The sequence below is a fragment of the Rahnella sp. AA genome (assembly GCF_002834385.1).
Taxonomy (GTDB): Bacteria; Pseudomonadota; Gammaproteobacteria; order Enterobacterales; family Enterobacteriaceae; genus Rahnella.
Window position 1 is genome coordinate 66,077 of record NZ_PITQ01000004.1, and the last position, 23,157, is coordinate 89,233.

Genomic DNA, 23,157 nt, shown 5'->3' on the forward strand with positions numbered 1-23,157 from the left:
ACAACGGTATCGGCAACGATAGGGTCTGAAAATTTGCCTGATTAACAGGCTTGAAGTAAAGGACCCGTTCATGGAACAACAACGCAAGGCCGCACACAGCGGCTGGTATCATGAAACACAATCCAGCCAGCAGGGTCATTTGCCACTCGATCCGCACGCCGCTAAGGTTCAGGATCGCTTTTTGCTGGGCCTGGATATTCAGCTTGACCCGACACTTCGACAGTTACTGAATGAGCGTCAGGGGCTGCTGCGCGCTTCCCGCGCCTGTTATGAAGTACTGTTCCCCGACACACTGAGCGTTTCACGTACGGAAACACTGTCTTTATATGATCGCCTGAGCAGCGCGCTCACCGTAGCACAGGTCAGCGGCGTGCAGTCTCTCTGTAGCCATTACGCCGCACGACTCGCCCCGCTTTCCAGCCCTGACGCCTCCCGTGAAAGTAATATTCGCCAGACTCACATTACCCAGTTCGCCCGCCTGCTTGCTACCCAACCGACATTAATTACCGCGCCGATGCTTGATCAGCTTTACGACGTCGGGCTAAGTACGCGCGATATTGTCACGTTCACGCAGCTCATTGGTTTTGTCAGCTATCAGGCGCGTGTGCTGGCCATACTGAACGGCCTTCGTGGGCGTGCTGCAGCCGTATTACCTGGATTTCCATCGCCGGAAGGTTGCGAGCAAAAAGGTTTCTCGCTGGCTATGCTGCAATGGACGTCACGCCTGCCGGAAGTAGTGCCAGAAACGGCTAGCCGTCACCAGCAGGATGTGCTGGATTTGATCGCACCCAATGCACGTTCTTCTTCTTTTTATACATTGCTGGTTCATGATGCGGATGCGCTGAGCGAATTTTCGGCCGTGTTTAATAATATTATGCAGGCCGGGGAACGTCCGAAAGCCGCATGGCGTGAGCTGTCGGCGGTGACGACGTCGCAGCTAAACGGGTGCCTGTATTGCGCAGGGATCCACGGCCGTCTTTATCTTGAAGCAGGAGGAAGTGAAACGCTGATTGATGAACTGTTTAGAGAGAATCATCGGGATGACGCCGTTGATTTTGTCTCGCAAAAGCTGGCTGATGCGAAAGAAGCGGCGTTGCTGGGTGCAGTGATTACCTTAACCCGGACGCCCGAACGTTTTGACGCCCGACGCCTGCACGGTTTATCTGATGCCGGTTACAGTGCCACACAATCTGTGGATATTCTGCTGACCGCTGCGCTGTTCAGCTGGTCAAACCGCCTGATTCAGACGCTGGGCGATACGCTCAATAAGTAAATCCGGGCGCATTTTTCATTCATGCTTTACCCCTCCTTTTCGGCAGGATATTCGCCTGCCGAATTCACCAAATGTAAATACCTCCGCCGCCTAACCGCCATAAGTCGTACTAATCTTATTTTCAATCGGAAATTTAGTGTTAAAACGAGAGACAGATCACATCAGATTATTTCCCGCTCAGCTCACATCTTCGCTCGCCACGCTCTGATTCATAAAACCCCGAAATCAATACCGCAACCCAGACATATTCACTGCTTATTCATAATTTTTTAGCTTAAGAATCCATTCATGACTTTCATTGAAAAACAAAAACGAATCATGACTTCGGATTATTATTCATACAACATATTCACATTGTCTATTTAGAAAACATAAACGTTAATTCTGCATAACATTTCGAACATAGTTTAATCATGACGGATAAGTTAAATGTAACGATACATTTCAAACTCCTTGCCTCATTTACGAAGATAGTGAACATTACTTGCCGTCATCCCATCTTATAACAATGCAAAGGGTGCTTATTTCGCGCCACTTATGCGTTTTCGCCATTCACGGGCGAAAGGAATAAACAGAGGTACGAGTGTCAACTGCAAACAAAACTCCAAATAATGAAAGCGTGAGCCTGAACGCATTTAAACAGCCAAAAGCGTTTTATCTGATCTTCTCCATCGAACTGTGGGAACGTTTCGGTTACTACGGCCTGCAAGGGATCATGGCGGTTTACCTGGTCAAAATGCTTGGCCTGAGTGAAGCTGATTCCATTACCCTCTTCTCCTCATTTAGTGCACTGGTTTATGGCTTCGTGGCAATCGGCGGCTGGCTGGGCGATAAAGTGCTGGGGTCGAAGCGTGTGATCGTGCTGGGTGCGATCGTGCTGGCGCTGGGTTATTCATTCGTTGCGTATTCCGGCCACGAAATCTTCTGGGTTTATCTGGGTATGGCGACTATCGCCGTCGGCAGCGGCCTGTTTAAAGCAAATCCATCCTCATTGCTTTCTACCTGCTACGAAAAAGATGACCCGCGTCTTGATGGCGCATTCACTATGTACTACATGTCGGTCAACATCGGTTCATTCTTCTCTATGCTTGCTACTCCATGGCTGGCCGCGAAGTATGGCTGGAGCGTCGCGTTCTCCCTGAGCGTCGTCGGTATGCTGATCACTATCGTGAACTTCCTGTTCTGCCGCAAATGGGTGAAACGTCAGGGTTCAAAACCCGATTTCGCGCCGCTGCAGTTCCAAAAACTGCTGATGGTGCTGGTTGGCGTTGTAGCGCTGGTGTTCATTTCCAGCTGGTTGCTGCATAACCAAACCATCGCGCGTATGGTTCTGGGTGTGGTTTCTGTCGGTATCATTATTGTGTTTGCGAAAGAAACCTTCGCCATGCAAGGCATCGCACGCCGTAAGATGATTGTGGCGTTCCTGCTGATGATGGAAGCCGTGGTGTTCTTCGTGCTGTACAGCCAGATGCCAACTTCCCTGAACTTCTTCGCTATCCATAATGTCGGTCACGATCTGCTGGGCATCAGCTTCCAGCCTGAACAATTCCAGGCACTGAACCCGTTCTGGATCATGGTTGCCAGCCCGATTTTGGCGGCGGTTTACACCAAAGTGGGCGACCGCATGCCAATGCCGCATAAATTTGCGATCGGCATGGTGCTGTGTTCAGGTGCATTCCTGGTGCTGCCGTGGGGTGCAAGCCTGGCCAACGAACATGGGATTGTATCTGTTAACTGGCTGGTACTGAGCTATGCGTTGCAGAGTATCGGTGAGCTGATGATTTCTGGTCTGGGTCTGGCGATGGTGGCACAGTTGGTTCCACAACGTCTGATGGGCTTCATCATGGGCGCATGGTTCCTGACGACCGCCGCCGCCGCGATTATCGCAGGTTATGTAGCGAACCTGACCGCGGTTCCTGCTGATATCGATGATGCGCACGCTTCACTGGCGATCTACAGCCACGTATTCTTGCAAATTGGTATAGCGACCGGCGTGATTGCAGTCCTGATGCTGGTCACCGCATCTAAACTGCACCGTATGACGCTGGATCGTGAAACTGACGAGAAACAACCTGAACTGGCTTCTGCACAGTAAGCGCAGCAAGAATCTGACGATGGTTGACGAACGCCTCCTTCCGGAGGCGTTTTTTTTGCCGGAACCCTACCCCATGTAGTAACGGCCTTTCCCGCTTTGTTTTGCCCGGTACATTGCCGCATCCGCACGTGCCATGAGCGTATCAGGTAATAAAGTCTGGCGGGCCCGCCCGACCGCCACGCCAATGCTGGCAGAAATCGCCACCGGAACACCGGCCACGCGTTCGATGGAGTGCAAAGCGCTCATCAGGCTGATGCAAATCCGGCTAACGTCGCTTTCCGTGTTGACAAGCTGGCTCAACAATACCGTAAACTCATCCCCCGCCAGGCGTGCCACCACATCTTGTGAGCGCAGGTTATCCCGCAAAGTATGCCCGAAGAATTTCAGAATCAAATCACCAAATTCGTGCCCATAGGTGTCGTTGTACGCTTTAAAATTATCAATATCTAAAAAAAGTAATGCGATATCTTTGTCTGCTTTTTCTTGTTGTTTTGCCGCATAAATCAGTGATTGTTGAAACGCACGGCGGTTTGGTAAGCCGGTCAGTGAATCGTGATTCGCTTCGAATTCCAGCTGCGCCTGCAACGCTTTAATTTCACTGATATCGGTCGAAAGGCCATAGTATCCATTACGAATATCATCACAGGGGATCAGCGTGGTGTGGAGAACACCGCCCTGACCGTGGCGGGAATGGTCGGGAAGCTCAATCTCATAGCTGACCGTCAGGCCCTGCAACGCCTGGCGAATATAAGGCTGAATTTTTTCATAACTGTCATAACCCACCACGTCTCTCACCTGCTGTCCGCGGACCTGATTTTCAGCAACCCCATACCAGTTAGCATGAAAATGGTTCACGAAAGTGTACTGCTCGTTTGCATCAACATGGCAAATCAGTGCCGGGATATTATCAGTGATGGCTCGCAGACGATTTTTACTCTCTGTCAGTTCCCGCTCCCGCGTCAGTCGCTGTGCGATTTCCTGATGAAGCTGATCCATGGCTACCTGTAACTCATGGGTGCGGGCAGCAACACGACGCTCGAGATCCTCCTGTAACGAGTAAAGCGCCTGCTCGATGTGTTTACGCTCAGTAATATCACTGATAACGACAATATAGTGATGGGCTTCACCTGCTGCGTTACGGACCAGCGAAGCCGTCAGTGTCACCCATAATGTACTGCCATCAGCCCGCTGCAAAAATTTCTCAACGCTGAAGCTGTTGATCTCACCCGACAGCAATCGGGGAATTAGTACATTTTCGGCGTACAGATCGTCGGGATGGGTCACATCGTGTAACAGGCAAGCCCGTAGCTGATATTCCGCATAGCCCAGCATATTGCAGACCTGCGGGTTAATACGCAGCCAGCGCCAGTCGAGCCCGACTAAAGAAAACCCGACAGCCGCATGGGCAAATGTCTGTTCAAACAAGGCTTCACTTTTTGCCAGATTATCTTCTACCCGTGCGGTGTACTGGCGGTTTTCCAGATGGAAAATATAGCTTTGTACCAGTGCCGTCATATCCAGCAAGGTTTGCTGGTCTTCGTCGCTCCAGTCTCTTGGGCGATCATCGATCAGACACAATGCACCCAACGCGACACCCTCTTTGGAATGCAGTGCGCAGCCAGCGTAAAACACCACATGGGGAGCCCCGACAACCAGCGGATTATCATGAAATCGCAGATCCAGCCGGGCATCCCTGACCACCAGAGGCCCTGATTCGAGAATGGTATGACCACAAAAAGAGGTGTCGCGGGGAGACTGGCTGATATCAATTCCGGTGTGAGACAAAAACCACTGCCGGTCAGCATCAATCAAAGAAACAACAACGGCTTTCGCCTGAAACTGCCGGGCCGCCATCCGGGTGATACGGTCGATTTCCTCAATTCTGGGGGAATCCAATATGCCCAGAGAAGCCAGTATGGCAAGACGAGCCTGTTCATCAACTGCCTGTTGAGGGACTAACATAATGCACTCTCAATGATTACTGGTGAATATTCCACCAAGTCTACTGTGTTTAGCCGGAAAAACGGCTCAGATTCCGCCTCTGTTAGGCAAAAATCAGAATAGTGACAGATCACGAAATGCGTAGTTATTTAACAAATATTGAACAATTTTTGATAAATCAATCCATTAAAGCGAGCTCACCCAATTCACATGTGTGGCATCTGACTGACCCGATTGCTCAGCATCACGGCGGAATTTCTCCCGCATTTCAGAAGGCGTCGTACCATAAAACTCGTGGAAGTAGCGACGCAGCGCACTCAGTTCCAGGCCGCACTGTCGGGCTATGGCCGCCAGGCTTTGGTCAGACATCGATGACGTACGCAGGAGTCGCTTCGCCATAAGTAAACGCCGGCTGCGGATAAACTGCGCAATACCGCCCAGTGGCTCAAACAACCGGTACAATCCTGATCGTGAAATGGCAAAATTTTTACACAGAACGTCGATCCCAATAGGGTTGCTGAGATGCTTCTCAATGTACAAACAGATGCGCTCCAGGCGTGCGCTTTGCTCAAACGGGTGTTCAACTTTTTTACCCGCCACCAGATGTAACGTCTGCAGGAAGACCGATGCGGCTCCTTCACCGGTACTCAGGATCTCCTGCTCCGTCATCTGATCAAAGACCTGTACCATCGTGGCAAAATGGTTGCGCAGGATGATGTTTACCGGCGATGCCGCCGGTATGCGTTTACCATGCAACGAAGCAATATCCACATTAAAATGTAAGCTGTGCTTGGGCATAATGATGTACTGATAAGAGCCCAGGCGTGGCTTCTGGTTGCCAGGGTAGACGTGGATCTTGATGGGTTGTGACATATCCTGGATCAGGATATCGCCCTGATTGAGCGTGAAACGTTCACCGAAACACTGGCAGTCCATTCCCCCGATAATAACAATGAAAATGACGATGTGGTCGGGCATGGAGAACAGGTTGCCATATTGCCGGTTAATATCGTGTTCGCTGACAGTCAGTACCCCACCGATCACACGCCCGAAGTTATAACCAGCAACGCCCCAGTCGAACTCTTCTCTGTTACGATCAGGCAGTTCCAGCTTAAAGCCGGCACTGGACATTCCGTCTTCCCATTCATAAAAACGGGTTTCGAAATCCTGATAAATGTTGGCCGAATCAACGATCTTTCGTGAAGATGAATCGCTCATTTTCCCACCGAAAATTAAGATAATTCTGAAACGATAATCTACGTTATGTTGAAAAATCAATCCTCAGCAGCAATTCGTAATACTTTCCCACCAGCCACTGTTCTTTTTTTTACTCAGAAATGTGAATTAAAATACTGTAAAATCAGCGATTAAAAGGCTTTTATCGGCGAATTGAATTGGCAGGAACTCAGCGATAATAATTTTTGGATCAGTTAATATTATGTTGAAGTTCCTCAAATTCATGATTAGCTATCCTTAAAAAACGACGTCTGCTTTTACTCAGGCCACTCTCACCAGGAAACATCGATGGATCAAAGAAAAGTCTTGGATGAAGGGCGTCAGCTCAAGCGTATGAATGCCGAAACCCGCAGGCAGTCGCATATGCATAAATGGTTTGCGATTGTGGCCGCGCTCGATTGCGTACTGGTCATTTTTTATGATCAGGATATGCGTAATATCGTCTTTTCGGCAGGCGTCTGTGTGGTCTGCACCTACCTGTGGCTCAAGGGCCGCAAACAATCCCGCCGCTATCGCCGTGAATGGGATGAGAAATTCGGTACCAAAAAAAATCTCTGAGCTGTTTTCTCCGGCGATCCCTGGCGCTGATTATTACATTTATAAAGAAATTCCTAATTTTCCTAAAAGTGTTTCCGTCCTGCGGTGTTTATCAGTGAAAATAACCTCCGGCACACCCGCAAATAACAACTCATAGGCTTTATGCATCTCGACGTTTACACGTTATTCATTTTTGAACTTTATATTCTCATCCTGCTGACGGGCGTCATGTTGTTCGCTTGGATTGGTGGCCGCAGGGACCCAACCCTGGGCCTGACCGCGCTCATGCTGGCATTCGCAACTGCCGGAACGCAGCTCAGCAGTATGCGTGCTGATCCTGACAGTATCATTCCCGTCGTTATCAGTAACATGATGATATTACTCTGTTACGGGATCATGTGGTCAGCAGTACGGATGTTCACAGGACGCAGGATTATTTTGCCCGCGGTTTTTGCCGGGCCCATTGTGTGGGCATTTTTTTGCCTGTCACCGGTTTTTTATCACAGCCTTCCCCAGCGGATTTTACTGACGTCACTGTTAACCGCTGCTTATACCCTGATGACCACTCTTGAGATTTGGCATGCGCGCAAACAACTGCATATCACCTTTTGGCCAGCCCTGCCCCTGAGCTTTTTCCATGCCTGTTTCTATCTGGCACGCCCTTTCTTCGATAACGGCCTGCCTTATGCTGAAATGGCCGGAGGCCATAGTAGCGGTTTTTTCGCTATCCTGATTTTCGAAGCCATTCTCTATGCGATTTGCTTGTCTTTCATTATTTTGGCCATGGTGTATGAGCGCGGACAACTCGGCTATAAACAGGATTCATTGTGTGATCCGCTCACCGGGGTAGGAAACCGTCGGGCATTTTTGGAATATGGTAATGAACTGATCAGAAAGCGAAAAAACCAGGCGTTTCCTTTGCAGCTGATATTATTTGATCTGGATAACTTTAAGAGACTTAACGACCAGTACGGTCACGCCGGCGGAGACTCTGCGCTGGTTTTCTTCTGTAATGTGGTTAATTCCACACTTGAGAAAAAAGATATTTTTGCCCGCATCGGTGGAGAGGAGTTTGCCTGCCTGACGATGAAGCCTAAAGAACAGGCGATCCTGATGGCAGAAACGATACGTTTTCAATTAGCGCAGAATTCGCAGCATAATATCCCGATGACGGTGAGCGTGGGGATGGCATTTAGCAAACCTGACCAGGACTCAATATCCCACCTGCTGATCCAGGCAGATCATGCTTTGTATCGCGCAAAATCTGCAGGCAAAAACCGCATTGAACTGAGTTGATCGTTATTCACCCGAATAATATATCGAATACCTTACTTAGGGCGTGACAACCGATTGAATTTTAAAATTTAAAAACAACGGTAATATTCTCATCCAATTGTGAGTGATAATTGCAAAAACAACCTGATGAGTTTATTGGCTTGTGCAGTGCGCCATACCACACTCATTTTCTGCTCGGGGTATTTAACTCATGCTTACTGATATTGCGATATGCCAGGCAGTTCTTGATGCTCTTCCCGAAGCGACGGTGCTTAAAGACGATCACCGAAAACTGGTATTCCTTAATCAGAAAGCCTGCGAGTTTTATGGCCGCCCGCGAGAAGAATTGATTGGTCAGGATGTTTCCTTTTTCACGGATCCTGATCAGGCTGCACGGCAACGCCAGCGCGATAATGATGTCCTGGCCACTGGCGAAAAAACGGTCAATGAAGAAACACTGGTTGACCCATCAGGTAAACGACGCAATGTGCTTGTCCGCAAGTCTCGCGTTACGCTGGAAAGCAGACACTTTATCCTGACGTCGATAATGGATATTTCGCTTCTGCGCAGTTCAGAAGCTCAGATCCGTTATCTGGCACGTCACGATGTATTAACCGGCCTGCCAAACCGCACAGCACTCAGTGAAGAACTTAGCCAGATCGCCGCGCAGCGCATGTATCGCCCTGAGCCCTATGCGCTTTTATTGTTGAATTTGAACGATTTTAACTACATCAATGATACATACGGCTACCAGGCCGGTGATGCCATTCTTTGCGAATTTGGCCAGCGCTTGCGTAATGAGGTCGGCAACAGCGGGACCGTTTCCCGCATTGGCGGCGACGAATTTTCAATTATTTTACGCAACAGCCCGACCAGTGAAATGGCCAATAATCTGGCACTCGAAATCCTGGTGATGATGCGCCAGCCTTTTACACTGACACGTGCAAACCCGATGATTACCCTCTCTTTTGGTATCGTCATGTTTGGTGCCGAGAACATTACTGCGGGTGAAATCATGCGTCGCGGCAATACGGCCCTGCTGGAAGCTAAGCAACGCGGCAAAAATATGTTTTCGTTCTATTCGGAATTGCTCGATGCCAGCAGTGTCAGTAAACGCATTATGGTGAAAGCACTGGCAGAATCTCTGGCAAAAGACGGCGATTTATCCTGCGTTTATCAGCCAATCTTGCGCAGTCGTGATGAAAAAGTAGTTTGCGTTGAAGCACTGGCTCGGTGGAATCACAGCGTTCTGGGTGCCGTTTCTCCCGTTCAGTTTATTGCTCTGGCTGAAGAGACCGGATTGGTTATTCAGCTGGGTGAAATCGTTTTACGCCAGGCGTGCCGTGATATTAAGCATTTTGAGCAACTGAATCTGGCGATTAATGTGTCGGCAGTTCAGCTCGGTGAACCTGATTTTGGACCACGCATACTGGCTGTTCTGGCGGAAGAAAATTTCCCGCCGTCGCGTCTGGAGCTTGAACTGACAGAGACGTCGGTCATGAATGCCAACGCCGTGAGCCTGAGTCATCTGGCTAAATTGCGTAAACTGGGGGTTAAAATCTCCCTGGATGATTTCGGTACCGGGTACTCCAGCCTTAGCTTGCTGAAAGATATCTCAGTAGACAGCGTAAAAATCGACCGTTCGTTTGTGCAGTACGTCACAGAAGTGAATGATACTGCGGCGATAGTTTCCGCCGTATCGCAGCTTGGAAATAAAATGCACCTGAACGTGATCGCAGAAGGCGTAGAAAATCAGCTCCAAAAATCTTTTTTAGTATCAGCAGGTTGCTCGCATTTGCAAGGTTATCTTTTCTCCCGCCCCGTGCCGGTAGATGTGTTAAACACCCTGCTAAGCAACGAAATGAATATGCCTGCGGGTATTTAAAACGACTATTTATAAGCGCTATAGATAACTCAAAACACCTTATTAATTCATTCAATTGGCGCTCGTCCCTGTTTTACTGACATGATCCGAGGCTGATAAATCACGCCGTTTAAGGAATTACATCATGTCATCGTTTTCAGGTATCTGGGTCCCGCTGGTCACACCTTTCCATCAGGGTGAGATCGACTTTACTGCACTGAAATCATTGTGCACCCGGCTGCTCAAACGGGGCGTGGACGGTGTTGTCGTCTGCGGTACTACCGGTGAAGCCCCTATGCTCACCAAAGAAGAACAGCTACAGGTGCTTGACGCCGTATTAGACGTTGTGCCCGGTCATCAGGTCATCATGGGGCTTTCGGGAACGCATATGCCGGTGATCCGTGAAATGCAGAATGCCATTTTAGAGCGCCCTGTCGCCGGGCTGCTCATCCCCGCTCCCTACTATATTCGTCCGTCTCAGCCCGCTCTGGTGGCATGGTTTACTGAGATTGCCGATAACTCTTCAGTACCGGTCGTCCTTTACAATATCCCTTATCGTACCGGCGTACAGATGGAGCTGGATACATTCCGTCAGTTAGCAAAACACCCGCAAATCACTGCGGTCAAAGATTGCGGCGGCAGCATAGAGCTGACGCTTTCGCTGATCGCTGACGGCGAACTGGATGTTCTGTGCGGCGAGGATGTTCAGATATTTTCGACGTTGAGTTTGGGCGGTGCGGGTGCGATTGCCGCTTCCTCACATATTTTTCCGGAAGAATTTGTCCAGCTCATCAGGCAGTTCAAAGAACATGACATCGTCGCTGCACGCAAAACCTTTTTTGGCCTGCTGCCGATGATCAGGCTGATGTTTTCTGCGCCAAATCCCGCAGCCATCAAATACGCGCTATCGCTGGATGGTCTGATGGATAATGAGCTGCGCTCCCCGATGCTTCCTGCACCTGAAAATGTTGAACTCGCAATCCGGGATTTCCTGAATTTGCATTCCCGCTAAAAGGATAAAGTGGCGGGCAGCCATGTCCGCCACTGTGTGCATCAAAATGTGAGCAACTGAACTCGCTGTCACAATTAAAACACTGACTTTTGCTCCCGCCGGTTCTAGGATATAAGCAGACTTTATATAGCCATATCGCTGTTCCGTGAAACAGAGGTGCTCCACGGTTCACGCGGGTGTTCATCCAATGGAGTGTTTATGAAACTGTATTATAAATCCGGTGCCTGTTCCCTTTCTCCACATATCGTCCTTCGTGAAGCCGGGCTCGACTTCAGCATTGAGAAAGTTGATCTCGCAACTAAGAAAACTGAAACCGGTGATGACTTCCTCGCGGTGAACCCAAAAGGGCAAATTCCGACACTGTTGCTCAATGATGGCAGCATTCTGACCGAAGGCGTGGCGATCGTGCAGTATCTTGCAGATCAGAAACCAGACCGTCAGTTAATGCCGGAACAAGGCACGTTGGCACGCTACCATGCGCTGGAATGGCTGAACTACATCGCGACTGAACTGCACAAAGGTTTTTCCCCGCTGTTCAACCCAAAAACACCTGATGAATTCAAAACGCTGACGCGCGAAGTGATGAGCAAAAAATTTGCTTATGTGAATGCGTCCCTGAAAGGGCAACAGTTCCTGCTTGGTGCACGCTTCAGCGTGGCAGACGCCTATCTGTTTACCGTGATGGGGTGGGCAAAAGCGTTGAAGTTCGATCTGAGCGCACTGACAGATCTGAATGCGTATCTGGATCGTATTGCAGCCCGTCCGGCAGTTGATACCGCCATGACCGCGGAAGGCCTGAAATAAGCGCTGATGTGATCTTCTGACACAAAAAACGCCCCGTCTGCATCAGCACGGGGCGTTTTTTTATGCGCGCATTACAATTTTACTGCCGGGAAGTGGTGGTCTGGTTTCACCATCTTGTCCTGCGCGGCAACGACTTGTAGCTCGTACTCGCCCATTGCATGGGTTGCCAGCATCACTTCATAAACGGCAGCAGTAACGTGCTCCAGTGCTTTATCCAGCGCCTCACCTTTCAGCAGATTCACCAGCAATAATCCGCTGGTCAGGTCGCCAACACCCACAGGCTGGCGCACGCCGAAATCGACCAGTGGCCGGTCGATGTGCCAGGCTTCTTGCGCCGTCACCAACAACATTTCAAAGCGATCGCTGTGATATCCCGCGCGGCTTAAATGTTTCACCAGCACTATTTTCGGGCCTTTGGCGATAAGCTCACGGGCGGTAGCAACAGCCTCTTCAACACTTGCCACCGCATGACCGCTCAGCAGTTCAAGCTCCAGCAGGTTTGGCGCAACGATATCGCAGTTCACCAGCGCCTGGTTGCAATGAAACTCCGCCACGCCCGGTGCCACAATGCAGCCTTTCTCCGGATGGCCCATGACCGGATCACAAAAATACCAGGCATCAGGGTTCGCCGCTTTTACTTTGCGGACAATCTCCAGAATACTCTGCCCTTGTTCTGGTGAACCGATATAACCACTCAGCACCGCATCACAATCTTTCAGACGATCAATTTCCGCAATTCCCTGCGCAATTTCGGTCAGATGGCTGGCGGGCATCACGCAGCCGGTCCAGTGACCATATTGTGTATGATTGGAAAACTGAACGGTGTTCAGCGGCCAAACGTTTGCGCCCATGCGACGCATAGGGAATTCAGCCGCACTGTTACCTGCATGCCCAAAAACGGTGTGTGACTGGATGGAAAGAATGTTTTTCATGAAGAACTTCCGATTGCAACGTCATCGGGGATGATGGCGGGATAACTAAGATCAGAGGACAAAAACGGAAGGCTCTTCAGCCCTCCGTTCTTCCGGCCTAAAACTTACGCCCAAAGCAGCAGCGTATAGTTCTTTTTACCGCGACGCAGCAGGGTATAACGACCGAACAACCGATCACCTTCGGCGAAGTTATACTCGGTGTCAGTTTGTTTTTCGCCGTTCACAGAAACCGCGTTTGAAGAAATCATAGTACGCGCCTGGCCTTTAGACGGTGCCATACCGGCAATCACCAGCGCCTGCTGCAGGTCGGTATCACGCGGTACTTCGAACAGCTCCAGGCCGTCCTGCGCCAGCTGGCCGAAATCGACTTCCGTCATTTCGCTCAGGGAACCGGAGAACAGGCTCTGCGTGATACGTTTCGCCGCCGCCAGACCTTCAGCACCGTGAACCATACCCGTCACTTCTTCGGCCAGTACGTACTGCGCGCGCGGCGCTTTACCACTGGTTTTATCTTCTTCTTCCAGCGCATTGATGTCTTCAATACTCATGAAAGTGAAGAACTTCAGGAATCGGTAAACGTCAGCATCCGCGGTATTGATCCAGAACTGGTAGAATTTGTACGGGCTGGTTTTCTTCGGATCCAACCAGACTGCGCCGCCTTCAGTTTTACCAAATTTAGTACCGTCAGCTTTGGTGATAAGCGGAACGGTCAGGCCGAAGACCTGTTTCTGATGCATGCGTCGGGTTAAATCGATACCGGACGTAATGTTGCCCCACTGGTCGGAACCGCCGATCTGCAAGACCACCTGATGGCGGTTGTACAGTTCTGCAAAATCGTACCCCTGCAGCAGGTTGTATGAGAATTCAGTGAAGGAAATGCCGCTGTCATCACGGTTCAGACGCTGTTTCACCGCTTCTTTGTTGATCATCTGATTAACGGAGAAATGTTTACCGATATCACGCAGGAAAGTCAGCACGTTCATGCCGCCAAACCAGTCGTAGTTGTTCGCGGTAATTGCGCTGTTTTCGCCACAGCTGAAATCCAGGAAAGGAGAAACCTGCTGGCGGATTTTTTCCACCCACTCGTTGACCGTTTCGTTGGTATTCAGTTTACGTTCAGTGGCTTTAAAGCTTGGATCACCGATAAGGCCGGTCGCACCGCCGACCAGCGCAACCGGTTTGTGGCCGTTCAGCTGGAAGCGTTTCAGGCACAGCAAAGGCACCAGATGACCCAAATGCAAGCTGTCTGCGGTAGGATCGAAACCGCAATAGAGTGCAATTGGCCCTTGCGCCAGTTGCTCAGCTAACGCTTCTTCATCCGTTACCTGGGCAACGAGGCCCCGCTCTTGCAATTGTTTAATCAGGTTGCTGCTCGCCATCAAAGACTCCGTTAATTATGTACTGAATGTGTGCAGATTCATGTCTGACATCATGCCGCGCATGTGCCTTTTCTCTCACCTTTACGGGGAACGACATAGAATAAAGCGCCCGTCGTCCGAGCGCTAGGAAATCGCGAGTTTTTTCGTGGTTAGGGTGCGAGGCGGTCTATTTTCCAACCAGTTTCTGTTTCTGCTTCATCGCGCTGATAGATAAACCTATCGTGCAGGCGATGTTCGCCGCCCTGCCAGAATTCCATCGAATCCACTTTGACGCGGAAACCACCCCAGAAACTCGGCAGCGGCACTTCGCCGTTGCTGAATTTTTGTTTCAGTTCGAGGAATTTGCTTTCCAGCACGCCACGTGCCGAAATACGGCTCGACTGCTGCGAAACCCAGGCGCCGATCTGGCTGTCTTTCGGACGGCTGGTGAAGTATTTCATCACTTCCAGCGTCGACAGGCGTTCTGCCTGGCCGAGGACGATCACTTGTCTGTCCAGCATATGCCACGGGAACAGCAGGCTGATGCGTGCATTATTTGCCAGCTGTTGCGCCTTTCGGCTCCCCAGATTGGTATAGAACACCAGCCCTTTCTCGTCATAGTGTTTAAGTAACACGATTCGCTGGAAAGGTTGACCACGTTCATCAACTGTCGCGACAACCATTGCCGTCGGGTCTGCCAGACGGGCATCACAGGCCTGTTTCAGCCAGTGTTCAAACAAAGGCAGCGGTTCCGGGGTTAAATCAGCGCGACGTAACCCGCCACGGGTGTATTCACGGCGCGAGTCCGCAATATCAAACTCTTTGTTATCAGACATATGGATTTAATTGCGTATTGAATGAAGGTAAAACGCATTGTGCACCCGCAGCGTCAGGATCTCAATGTTCCTGACGCGGGGTTCTGGAAAGGGAAATGCGGGGCTACTTCTGCAGGCAATCGTCGATAATCACGTTTTCCCCGCGCTGAACAAAGGCCTGATTGCCTTTCGACCAGAAGGTGTAGCGGCCATCGCTGTAACGGGTTCCTGAAGCGGCTTCGACCTGTTTGAGTTTCAGCTGTTCGCCGTCAAGCACCATGCTCACCTGCTGCGCCGGTTTATCCAGCGTGACAGTCAGCGGTAACGTACCGCATTGGTAATGCAATTCTTCTGTCGGGCTTTCGGCCTGATGGCTAAACTGGCTACATCCTGCCAGCGTTAATCCTGCTAACGAAGCGATAATCGCCTTTTTCATTCAGTGCTCCCTGATGCTCTTTGTTTATCTCCTTTATGTACCACGCCGGCGCGCGCAGCACATTGAGATAAAACCGAGAACGTATCAGGCGCGGGATAAAACGACCGGGTAAATTGCGCCCAGCAATGTTTCGCGGCTTGCGCCGGTCACCGAAGGCAAATTCCCTGGTTGGCCGGACAGCGTTCTGAAGGCCAGCCAGGCAAATGCCAGTGCTTCCATGTCATCGCCACTGATGCCACAGGCATCCGTTGTACAAACTTCGGTCCCCGGCAACATAGCGGATAAGCGCGCCATCAGCAGCGGATTGCGTGCTCCACCGCCGCACACCATCAGACGATCGCATCCACCAGCCAGCTGAACTTGCTCGGAGATGCTCACCGCCGTCAGCTCAGCCAGCGTAGCCTGCACATCTGCTGCTGAAATTTCAGGGGCGCGTGTCAGCTGTTTTTCCAGCCACGCCATATTGAAGTATTCACGCCCGGTGCTTTTCGGCGCAGGTTCGGCAAAATAAGGATCCGAGAGCATTTGTTGTAACAAACGTAAATTCACGCGCCCCTGATTTGCCCACTCAGCGTCTTTATCATAAGGCCGCGCCAGGTGACGCCAGATCCACGAATCCATCAGCATATTCCCCGGACCGGTGTCGTACCCGCGCACTGGCTGGCCGGGTAAAAGCATCGAGAGATTCGCAATACCGCCGACGTTGAGGATCATTCGCCGCTCAACCGGGTGTGCCAGCAAAGCCTGATGGAACGCGGGCACCAAAGGCGCGCCCTGCCCGCCCCATGCCATATCGCGACGGCGGAAATCCCCCACCGTCGTAATTCCGGTCATAGCCGCAATCCGGTTGTTATCTCCGAGTTGCATCGAAAATGTCGTTTCGCCTTTGGGCTGATGCCAGACCGTCTGCCCGTGACACCCGATGGCGGTGACTTCTTCAGGCGAGATATCTGCACTTTTCAGTAACCCCAAAACCGCTTCACCAAACAGTATCCCAAGCTGGGTATCAAGCTTACCCACCTGCTCCAGCGTGACCTGTTGTCCCTGACACATACCCAAAATGGCGTTCTTCAGAGCAAGGGGAATAGGATGCGAATAGCTTGCCTGCTGTGCGACCATGCGTTCGTCGATAGCCGCCAGCACAACATCAACACCGTCCAGACTGGTGCCGGACATCACTCCGATATAGCGACCTGACTTCATTGATAACATCCTTAACTCCGCAGGAAAATGGTCGGCAACGTAATAACCACAGAGTAATCGGTATTTGCCGGATAACGCCACGAGTTACTGAATTTTTATTACACCCTGTGATGATTCCGTGTTTTTCTTGTTACGATTTTTTATTTTTGAAAATACTCACTATGCAAAACAAGCAATAACATCAGTAACTGTGCGTATTTTTGATTTGGCACATTACTGTCTAAAACTGAAACCAGCGTTTATTATTAGTTGAACACGGCTCCTGTATACTTGGAGGAAGTGAAGTGAATATGTTATATGACACCCCTCGACACTGATGTTGAACCGTGTACCGTTTTTTCTCTGCTGTTGCCGCTACTCTTAAGATGTGCAGCAGCACAAAAAAGGAGCTATTTATGATTAAGCGTTTACTTGTCGTCGCACTTGCGGGCGTTTCTCTTGCAGGCTGCGTAAGCGATAATTCTCTGTCTGGCGATGTTTACTCCGCATCTCAGGCGAAGCAGATTCAGCAAGTGACCTATGGGACTATCGTTTCCACACGTGCAGTACAAATCCAGGGCGGAGATGATGCGAATATTGTCGGCGCACTCGGTGGTGCCGTGTTAGGGGGCTTCCTGGGCAATACGGTCGGTGGCGGAACCGGGCGTAGCCTGGCGACAGCAGCAGGCGCAGTAGCCGGTGGTGTTGCAGGCCAGGGTGTGCAAAGTACGCTTAACCGCTCTCAGGGCGTGGAATTGCAAATCCGTCGTGATGACGGCACAACCATTCAGGTGGTCCAGAAAGTGGGCACAACGAAATTCAGCGTCGGCCAGCGTGTCAGTATGGCCAGCAGCGGCAGCACGATTACCGTGTCCCCGGGCGCCTGATTTTTCTGAGCCAAAGCAAAAAACCGAAGCCAATGGCTTCGGTTTTTTTATGGGTGAGACTTTACACGTAGAACAAAAGCGACGCTGTGTGGCGTAATAATAAAACAATCGATTCTTATGATTTGCTTTGCAGGGAAGCAATATTTTTTTCCAACCGGGATAACATTCCCCCCAGTTGTTCGATTTCTACAGAAGACATGCCGGACAAGATCTCTTTGCGGGTGGAATCAATAACCGACTCCATTTCATTGATGATCGGAGCGGCTTCTTCAGTCAGCTTGATACGCTTCGCACGTCGATCGCTTGCGCACGTCTGACGGGTTATTAGCTTCTTTTCTTCCAATTGATCCAGTGTACGAACCAGAGACGGTTGCTCAATTCCTATCGCTTTTGCCAGCTGAATTTGAGACTGCTCAGGCGGTAACATATTGATATTATGTAGTGTTACCCAATGTGTTTGCGTGAGTTCCAATGGTTTTAGCCGATCGTCAATCAACGCACGCCAGGCACGAACTAATCGTGCTAGATCTGACCCCAGATTAGATTCCAATTATCCCCTCCTTATAATTAGCATGCTAAGATAACTCCCCAGAGTTTAGCTTAGTTTTAGGAACTTTAATCGAGAAATTACAATTCAATATATAATGACAGCTGCTATTGCATCCGGAAGCGACAGCTCTGCTCCCAAATTTAAACTTGTTTATAACACAATCACTCGCAGAGATTAATATTGTGAATGCGCAAATGTTCCACTCAGGCTTCTCACTACCGGATCTGGTCCTGGGTGCCTCACTTTATTTCCCCCCGATGTTCAAAGCTTTTTTACTGGGACTGGTAATCTGGCTTCTGATACACCGGCTGCTGCGTGACTGGATTTATTCTGGCGAAGTCTGGCATCCCACCCTGATGGATTTATCTCTTTTTGTGATCTCTATTTGCGCCGCGCTGATACTCATGGTGAACATCTGAAATGAAATTTAAGACACTCAAATATTTCTCTACCGTGCTGGTTTTCGCGGTCGCAATATGCGCAGGTTGGTGGATGTGGAATTATTATATGCAGTCGCCATGGACGCGGGACGGAAAGATACGCGCCGATATTGTGGATATCACCCCCGAGGTTTCCGGACGAATTATTGCAATCGATATTCACGATAATCAGTTTGTTAAAAGCGGTGACCCACTCTTCAGCCTGGATCCCGTTCCTTTTCAAATCGCCGTCGATAATGCTCAAGCCGCCGTGTTAAAAGCCGCCGCCGATTTAGACAAAGCTAATCATGAAGCCCGGCGGCGGCGCGGGCTGGGCACGAATGTCATTTCGGCAGAATCTCTGGATGAGGCGAATATCAGCGCCAAAGCGATGCAGGCACAATACCAGGCTGCGCAGGCCTCATTGGAACAGGCTCGCTGGAATCTGAGTAAAACCCATATTGTCGCGCCGACGGATGGCTACATCACCAATCTGCAAACCCGCCGGGGAAACTATGCCACAACCGGCACACCACTGGTCGGCCTGGTTGATATCCATTCTTTCTATGTTCTCGGCTATTTCGAAGAAACAAAGCTAAAGAATATCCGTGCAGGCAGTGCGGCAGACATTACGCTTTTTAACGGCAATATCCCTTTGCAAGGCCAGGTCGAGAGTATTGGCCGGGCCATTTATGACCAGAGTCTCGACACACCGGAAGATTTGCTGATGAATGTAAAACCGAATGTGCCGTGGGTTCGCCTCGCACAGCGCGTCCCCGTGCGCATAAAACTGGAAAATGTCCCTGAACACGTTGTTCTGGTTGCCGGAACCACCTGCACGATTTCAATCCATCATTAAGGCCCGCTGTGAACCTTTCCTGGCTCGAATGGAAAAATACCCCTTGGGGAAAAGCGACAAGTGGCCAGTGGCGATATGCGCTGCGCAATTCCATCGCAATGGTGCTTTCACTGTATATCGCGTTTGAATTCCAGATGGACGAGCCTTACTGGGCACTGACATCCGCAGCGGTGGTGAGTTTTCCAACGGTCGGGGGTGTTATAAGTAAAAGCATTGGCCGGATTATTGGCAGCCTGCTGGGCGCAATGGGCGCGGTTTTTATTGCCGGCCATTGTCTGAATGACCCCTGGTTATTCACTTTTGCCATCGCCGCGTGGCTTGGCATCTGCACTTACATCTCCAACCACTATCAGAATAACGTTTCCTACGCCTTTGCACTGGCGGGTTATACCGCCGCCATCATTGCGTTTTCAACTGTCGATGTAACTGACACGACGCAGATTTTTGATATCGCCCAGGCGCGTGTCGGTGAGGTTATCACCGGGATTTTGTGCGGCGGTTTTATGATGATGGTTCTTCCAAGCACATCAGACGGTGATGCGTTGCTGACCTCCCTGCGCAAAATGCACACCCAGTTGCTGGAGCACGCGCAATTACTGTGGCGTGCGGAAATCACCGATCAGATCCGCACATCGCACGAGGGTCTGATTGGACAAATCCTGACCATGAATCTGCTGCGCATCCAGGCGTTCTGGAGCCATTACCGGTTACGCCGGCAAAACAATGTGCTCAATTACCTGCTGCATCACCAGTTACGCATGACCAGTTATATTTCCAGCCTGCGCAGGATGTTATTGAGCTGGCCACACCCGCCTGTAAATCTGCCTGACGTCCTGGCTGTTTTACTCGATGAATTGCGTAAACCTGACACTGATAAATATAAGCTGTCGAAAATCCTGTCTCACATTAAGCCGCAGGATACGTCGGATTTCCGTCATCAGGCCTTCTGGTTGCGGCTGCGTGATTTTTGCTGGCTGTACTTGCGGAGTGAACGCTGGTTGCGCAGGGTGGAAAATGCCAATGTGATGGAAATCGAAAATATTCAGCCGCCGAAAATCAGCCACCTGGCACAACATACCGACACCCTTGAAGCCGCTTACAACGGGCTGCGCACTTTCTTATGTATCGTAATCGGTTGTGCATTCTGGATGACTACGCAGTGGGATTCAGGCGCAGGTGCCGTCGCGCTGACTGCCGTAACCTGTGTGCTTTATTCTTCGACCGCATCGCCTATCGGCAGTATCACGCTCTTACTCAAATCGCTCGGACTGTTGTTCATTGGTTGTTTTTTGCTGAAATTTGGCCTGATGGTGCAAATTGATAATTTCTGGGTGTTTTGCGCTTTCTTCCTGCCGATGCTGGTAACAATGCAGATGATGAAGCTGCAATACAAACGGTACGCCGGGCTATGGGGGCAGATGATTGTCTTTATGGGCTCGTTTTTAGCCGTCACTAACCCGCCGGATTTCGATTATGGGTCGTTTATGAATGACGGCGTTGCCAAAATTGCAGGAGTGATGCTGGCGGGAATTGCATTTCAGGTATTACGCCCCAGTTCTGATAAACGTAAAAGCCGGCGTATTATTCGCGCGCTGCGGCGGGACTTTATGGATCAGCTCAGCCGCAGGCCTGCACTCAGCCATTTCCAGTTTGAATCCCTGATTTATCATCGGATGAATCAGCTCAACCAGAGTAAGGATAAACTCTCCCGCACCTGGTTGCTGCGCTGGGGTGTCGTACTGCTCAACTGCAGCCACATCGTCTGGCAATTACGTGAATGGGAAACCCGCTCTGATCCGCTGTCTGCGGTACGTGACGTATGCATTCACTGCCTGAAAGGCGTGATGACGGAACGCGGCGTCAGCCACGGAAATCTGGATGCCACGTTGGCTGAATTGCTGCGTATGAGTGAATCACTTGCGCATCATCCTGAGCTTGCCGCGCGTGAACTGGCAGGTGTGATCTGGCGTTTATATTGTTCGTTATCGCAGCTACAGCAGGCAATCTCTACGGATGATGGCCCGGCGGGTCCCGCACTCACTGCCACAAAACCCACCTGACCGGTACGACTCAAAACGGGTTATGGAACGTCGTAGCCCAGTGCTGCTTTGCGAATGCGGAACCACTGCTGACGGGTCATCTCAAGAGATAATGATTTCAATGCAGAGGTCACGCGCTCGATTTTACCTGAACCGATAATCGGCAGCGGCTGTGAGGGCAGGCGCATCACCCACGCATAAACCACCTGTTCGATGGTGTCCGCGCCGATTTCGTGGGCTACGGTCTGAAGTTCGTTACGCAGAGGCTGGAATTCTGCCTCACTGAACAGGCGACCGCCTCCCAGGCAGGACCACGCCATCGGTTTGATACGCAGTTGCTGGCAGAGATCTAAGGTTCCGTCGAGGATGGCAGGCTGATGAACCGGCGAAATTTCCACCTGATTGGTGACCAGAGAAAATGGCAGGCGCGACTGCAAAAGGCTGAACTGTGCTGGCGTGAAGTTGGATACGCCGAAGTGCTTCACTTTGCCGCTTTTATGCAGTTGGATGAATGCTTCAGCCACTTCGTCAGCATCCATCAGCGGATCAGGACGATGGATAAGCAGTAAATCCAGATGATCGGTGTGCAAGTTGCTCAGCGATTTCTCAGCACGTTCCACGATGTAATGCTTGTCAGTAACATAATGGCCGATTTTATTGTCAGGATTGGCCGTGGTTGCAATACCGCATTTGCTGACCAGCTGCATTTTTTCACGCAAAGAAGGTTTCAGGCGCAGAGCCTGACCAAACGCGGCCTCGCACTGATAACCTCCGTAAATATCAGCGTGATCGGCCGTTGTAATGCCCAGCTCAATATGTTGCTCCATGAAGGCCAAAACCTGCTGCGGCGTCATATTCCATTCCATCAGCCGCCAGTAACCACAAATCAGTGTCGAGAACTCGGGGCCTTGAGGTGAGATCAGGGTACGTGCTTCCATAATGAATCCCTTATGTTTTTTCGATTTTTCGACCAACAGAATACACAACGCCCGTGACGCTGTATTGATTCGAAGCGCAAGAATCGCAAAGAAGCGGACGTCCGTCACGGTTCCGGTGGACAGAAAAAACCTCAGAACAGTTCTGGCTGTTCAGGCAATGGCTCGTCCGGCTGTTTTCCTGCCCGTTGCTGACGCAGCAAACGCTGCTGACATAAACGCAGCACGTGGCGTTTTTCCATGTCAGTCATTTTCATCCAGCCAAAGCGTTCCTCCCGGCTGCGCAGGCAACCACGGCAATAACCGCGCTCATCGGCCTGGCAAATGCCACGACACGGGCTGGGGATATCGAAAAACTCAAGTTGCTGGGCCACATGCCCTCCGCAAATAACGGTGAACTTTTATTCAAGACGCTTTCTGGCTTTCCCGCAAGATGAATTAGCACCACGGGTTCCATTCTTCAAATATCTGCAACACAGAGCTGCTACCGTTCGGTTAGCTGTTTTTATCTGTCGGAAAACGGCCCTACTGTTTCGCATGCAATAACCAAGAAAACAGATGTTTGCCCTCACCTCAGCCGGCACCCGCCGGCTCTTTTTCTTTGTGTTCTTTTATTCATGGATTGAAATGCCACTCAGGACAGCCTGTTTCATGAAAAGGCACCGTGCGCGTAGTCACAGGGCCATCAGATGCGGTAGAAAGAGATCA

Annotated in this window: 21 protein-coding genes; 11 read left to right on the forward strand and 10 right to left on the reverse strand. The window is 50.5% G+C overall.

The window, feature by feature from the left end; all coding sequences use genetic code 11:
* Nucleotides 1–70: 70 nt before the first annotated feature.
* Nucleotides 71–1,273 carry a peroxidase-related enzyme gene (locus tag CWS43_RS11215; protein ID WP_101077037.1) on the forward strand — a complete coding sequence of 401 codons (1,203 nt, stop codon included), beginning with the start codon at nt 71–73 and terminating at the stop codon, nt 1,271–1,273.
* Between the two features lie 583 nt (nt 1,274–1,856).
* The gene (dtpA, locus tag CWS43_RS11220; RefSeq protein ID WP_101077038.1) at nt 1,857–3,368 is read left to right on the forward strand and encodes a dipeptide/tripeptide permease DtpA; all 1,512 of its coding nucleotides are present in this window, start codon (nt 1,857–1,859) and stop codon (nt 3,366–3,368) included.
* 66 nt (nt 3,369–3,434) lie between these two features.
* Here the strand turns inward: dtpA and CWS43_RS11225 are convergent, their stop codons facing one another.
* Nucleotides 3,435–5,330, reverse strand: coding sequence for a diguanylate cyclase domain-containing protein (locus CWS43_RS11225; protein WP_101077039.1), 1,896 nt, complete (start codon nt 5,328–5,330; stop codon nt 3,435–3,437).
* A 165-nt stretch (nt 5,331–5,495) separates the two neighbouring features.
* Nucleotides 5,496–6,527: an AraC family transcriptional regulator gene (locus tag CWS43_RS11230; protein ID WP_101077040.1), complete on the reverse strand. Its 1,032-nt coding sequence runs from the start codon at nt 6,525–6,527 to the stop codon at nt 5,496–5,498.
* 306 nt (nt 6,528–6,833) lie between these two features.
* Here CWS43_RS11230 and CWS43_RS11235 point away from each other — a divergent pair, with 306 nt between their 5' ends.
* From CWS43_RS11235 to gstA, 5 genes are all read left to right on the forward strand, one after another.
* On the forward strand, nt 6,834–7,103 hold the full coding sequence (locus CWS43_RS11235) for a hypothetical protein (RefSeq protein WP_101077041.1): 270 nt from the start codon (nt 6,834–6,836) through the stop codon (nt 7,101–7,103).
* 537 nt (nt 7,104–7,640) lie between these two features.
* Complete coding sequence (locus CWS43_RS11240; protein ID WP_157825388.1) at nt 7,641–8,378, forward strand: GGDEF domain-containing protein; 738 nt, start codon at nt 7,641–7,643, stop codon at nt 8,376–8,378.
* Nucleotides 8,379–8,568: 190 nt separating this feature from the next.
* On the forward strand, nt 8,569–10,242 hold the full coding sequence (locus tag CWS43_RS11245; RefSeq protein WP_101077043.1) for a GGDEF domain-containing phosphodiesterase: 1,674 nt from the start codon (nt 8,569–8,571) through the stop codon (nt 10,240–10,242).
* 124 nt (nt 10,243–10,366) lie between these two features.
* Nucleotides 10,367–11,233, forward strand: coding sequence for a 4-hydroxy-tetrahydrodipicolinate synthase (gene dapA, locus CWS43_RS11250; RefSeq protein ID WP_101077044.1), 867 nt, complete (start codon nt 10,367–10,369; stop codon nt 11,231–11,233).
* A 198-nt stretch (nt 11,234–11,431) separates the two neighbouring features.
* The gene (gene gstA, locus CWS43_RS11255) at nt 11,432–12,037 is read left to right on the forward strand and encodes a glutathione transferase GstA (RefSeq protein WP_101077045.1); all 606 of its coding nucleotides are present in this window, start codon (nt 11,432–11,434) and stop codon (nt 12,035–12,037) included.
* A 71-nt stretch (nt 12,038–12,108) separates the two neighbouring features.
* Here the strand turns inward: gstA and pdxY are convergent, their stop codons facing one another.
* From pdxY to anmK, 5 genes are all read right to left on the reverse strand, one after another.
* Nucleotides 12,109–12,969 carry a pyridoxal kinase PdxY gene (gene pdxY, locus CWS43_RS11260; RefSeq protein WP_101077046.1) on the reverse strand — a complete coding sequence of 287 codons (861 nt, stop codon included), beginning with the start codon at nt 12,967–12,969 and terminating at the stop codon, nt 12,109–12,111.
* Between the two features lie 104 nt (nt 12,970–13,073).
* A complete protein-coding gene (gene tyrS, locus CWS43_RS11265) occupies nt 13,074–14,348 on the reverse strand; it encodes a tyrosine--tRNA ligase (RefSeq protein WP_101077047.1) in 1,275 nt (424 codons plus the stop codon).
* Between the two features lie 149 nt (nt 14,349–14,497).
* Complete coding sequence (gene pdxH / locus CWS43_RS11270; protein WP_015697780.1) at nt 14,498–15,163, reverse strand: pyridoxamine 5'-phosphate oxidase; 666 nt, start codon at nt 15,161–15,163, stop codon at nt 14,498–14,500.
* A gap of 103 nt (nt 15,164–15,266) precedes the next feature.
* Nucleotides 15,267–15,578: an MliC family protein gene (locus tag CWS43_RS11275; protein ID WP_101077048.1), complete on the reverse strand. Its 312-nt coding sequence runs from the start codon at nt 15,576–15,578 to the stop codon at nt 15,267–15,269.
* A gap of 84 nt (nt 15,579–15,662) precedes the next feature.
* Nucleotides 15,663–16,781: an anhydro-N-acetylmuramic acid kinase gene (gene anmK / locus CWS43_RS11280; protein WP_101077049.1), complete on the reverse strand. Its 1,119-nt coding sequence runs from the start codon at nt 16,779–16,781 to the stop codon at nt 15,663–15,665.
* Nucleotides 16,782–17,176: 395 nt separating this feature from the next.
* Here anmK and CWS43_RS11285 point away from each other — a divergent pair, with 395 nt between their 5' ends.
* Nucleotides 17,177–17,647: a glycine zipper 2TM domain-containing protein gene (locus CWS43_RS11285; RefSeq protein ID WP_101077050.1), complete on the forward strand. Its 471-nt coding sequence runs from the start codon at nt 17,177–17,179 to the stop codon at nt 17,645–17,647.
* 115 nt (nt 17,648–17,762) lie between these two features.
* Here CWS43_RS11285 and slyA read toward each other — a convergent pair whose 3' ends face one another.
* A complete protein-coding gene (gene slyA, locus CWS43_RS11290; RefSeq protein ID WP_101077051.1) occupies nt 17,763–18,197 on the reverse strand; it encodes a transcriptional regulator SlyA in 435 nt (144 codons plus the stop codon).
* A 194-nt stretch (nt 18,198–18,391) separates the two neighbouring features.
* On the opposite strand from slyA, the gene CWS43_RS11295 reads away from it, so the two are divergent.
* From CWS43_RS11295 to CWS43_RS11305, 3 genes are read left to right on the forward strand one after another with little or no spacing between them, the layout of a single operon-like run.
* Nucleotides 18,392–18,616: a DUF1656 domain-containing protein gene (locus CWS43_RS11295; protein ID WP_101077395.1), complete on the forward strand. Its 225-nt coding sequence runs from the start codon at nt 18,392–18,394 to the stop codon at nt 18,614–18,616.
* A gap of 1 nt (nt 18,617) precedes the next feature.
* Nucleotides 18,618–19,475, forward strand: a complete 858-nt coding sequence (locus CWS43_RS11300) for an HlyD family secretion protein (protein ID WP_101077052.1) — start codon at nt 18,618–18,620, stop codon at nt 19,473–19,475.
* Between the two features lie 8 nt (nt 19,476–19,483).
* Nucleotides 19,484–21,535 carry an FUSC family protein gene (locus CWS43_RS11305; protein ID WP_101077053.1) on the forward strand — a complete coding sequence of 684 codons (2,052 nt, stop codon included), beginning with the start codon at nt 19,484–19,486 and terminating at the stop codon, nt 21,533–21,535.
* A 20-nt stretch (nt 21,536–21,555) separates the two neighbouring features.
* On the opposite strand, the gene CWS43_RS11310 is transcribed toward CWS43_RS11305, so the two are convergent.
* The gene (locus CWS43_RS11310; protein WP_101077054.1) at nt 21,556–22,452 is read right to left on the reverse strand and encodes an aldo/keto reductase family oxidoreductase; all 897 of its coding nucleotides are present in this window, start codon (nt 22,450–22,452) and stop codon (nt 21,556–21,558) included.
* Nucleotides 22,453–22,583: 131 nt separating this feature from the next.
* Nucleotides 22,584–22,823 (reverse strand): DUF1289 domain-containing protein, encoded by a 240-nt coding sequence (locus CWS43_RS11315; RefSeq protein ID WP_101077055.1) that lies wholly within the window; start codon nt 22,821–22,823, stop codon nt 22,584–22,586.
* Nucleotides 22,824–23,157: the final 334 nt, after the last annotated feature.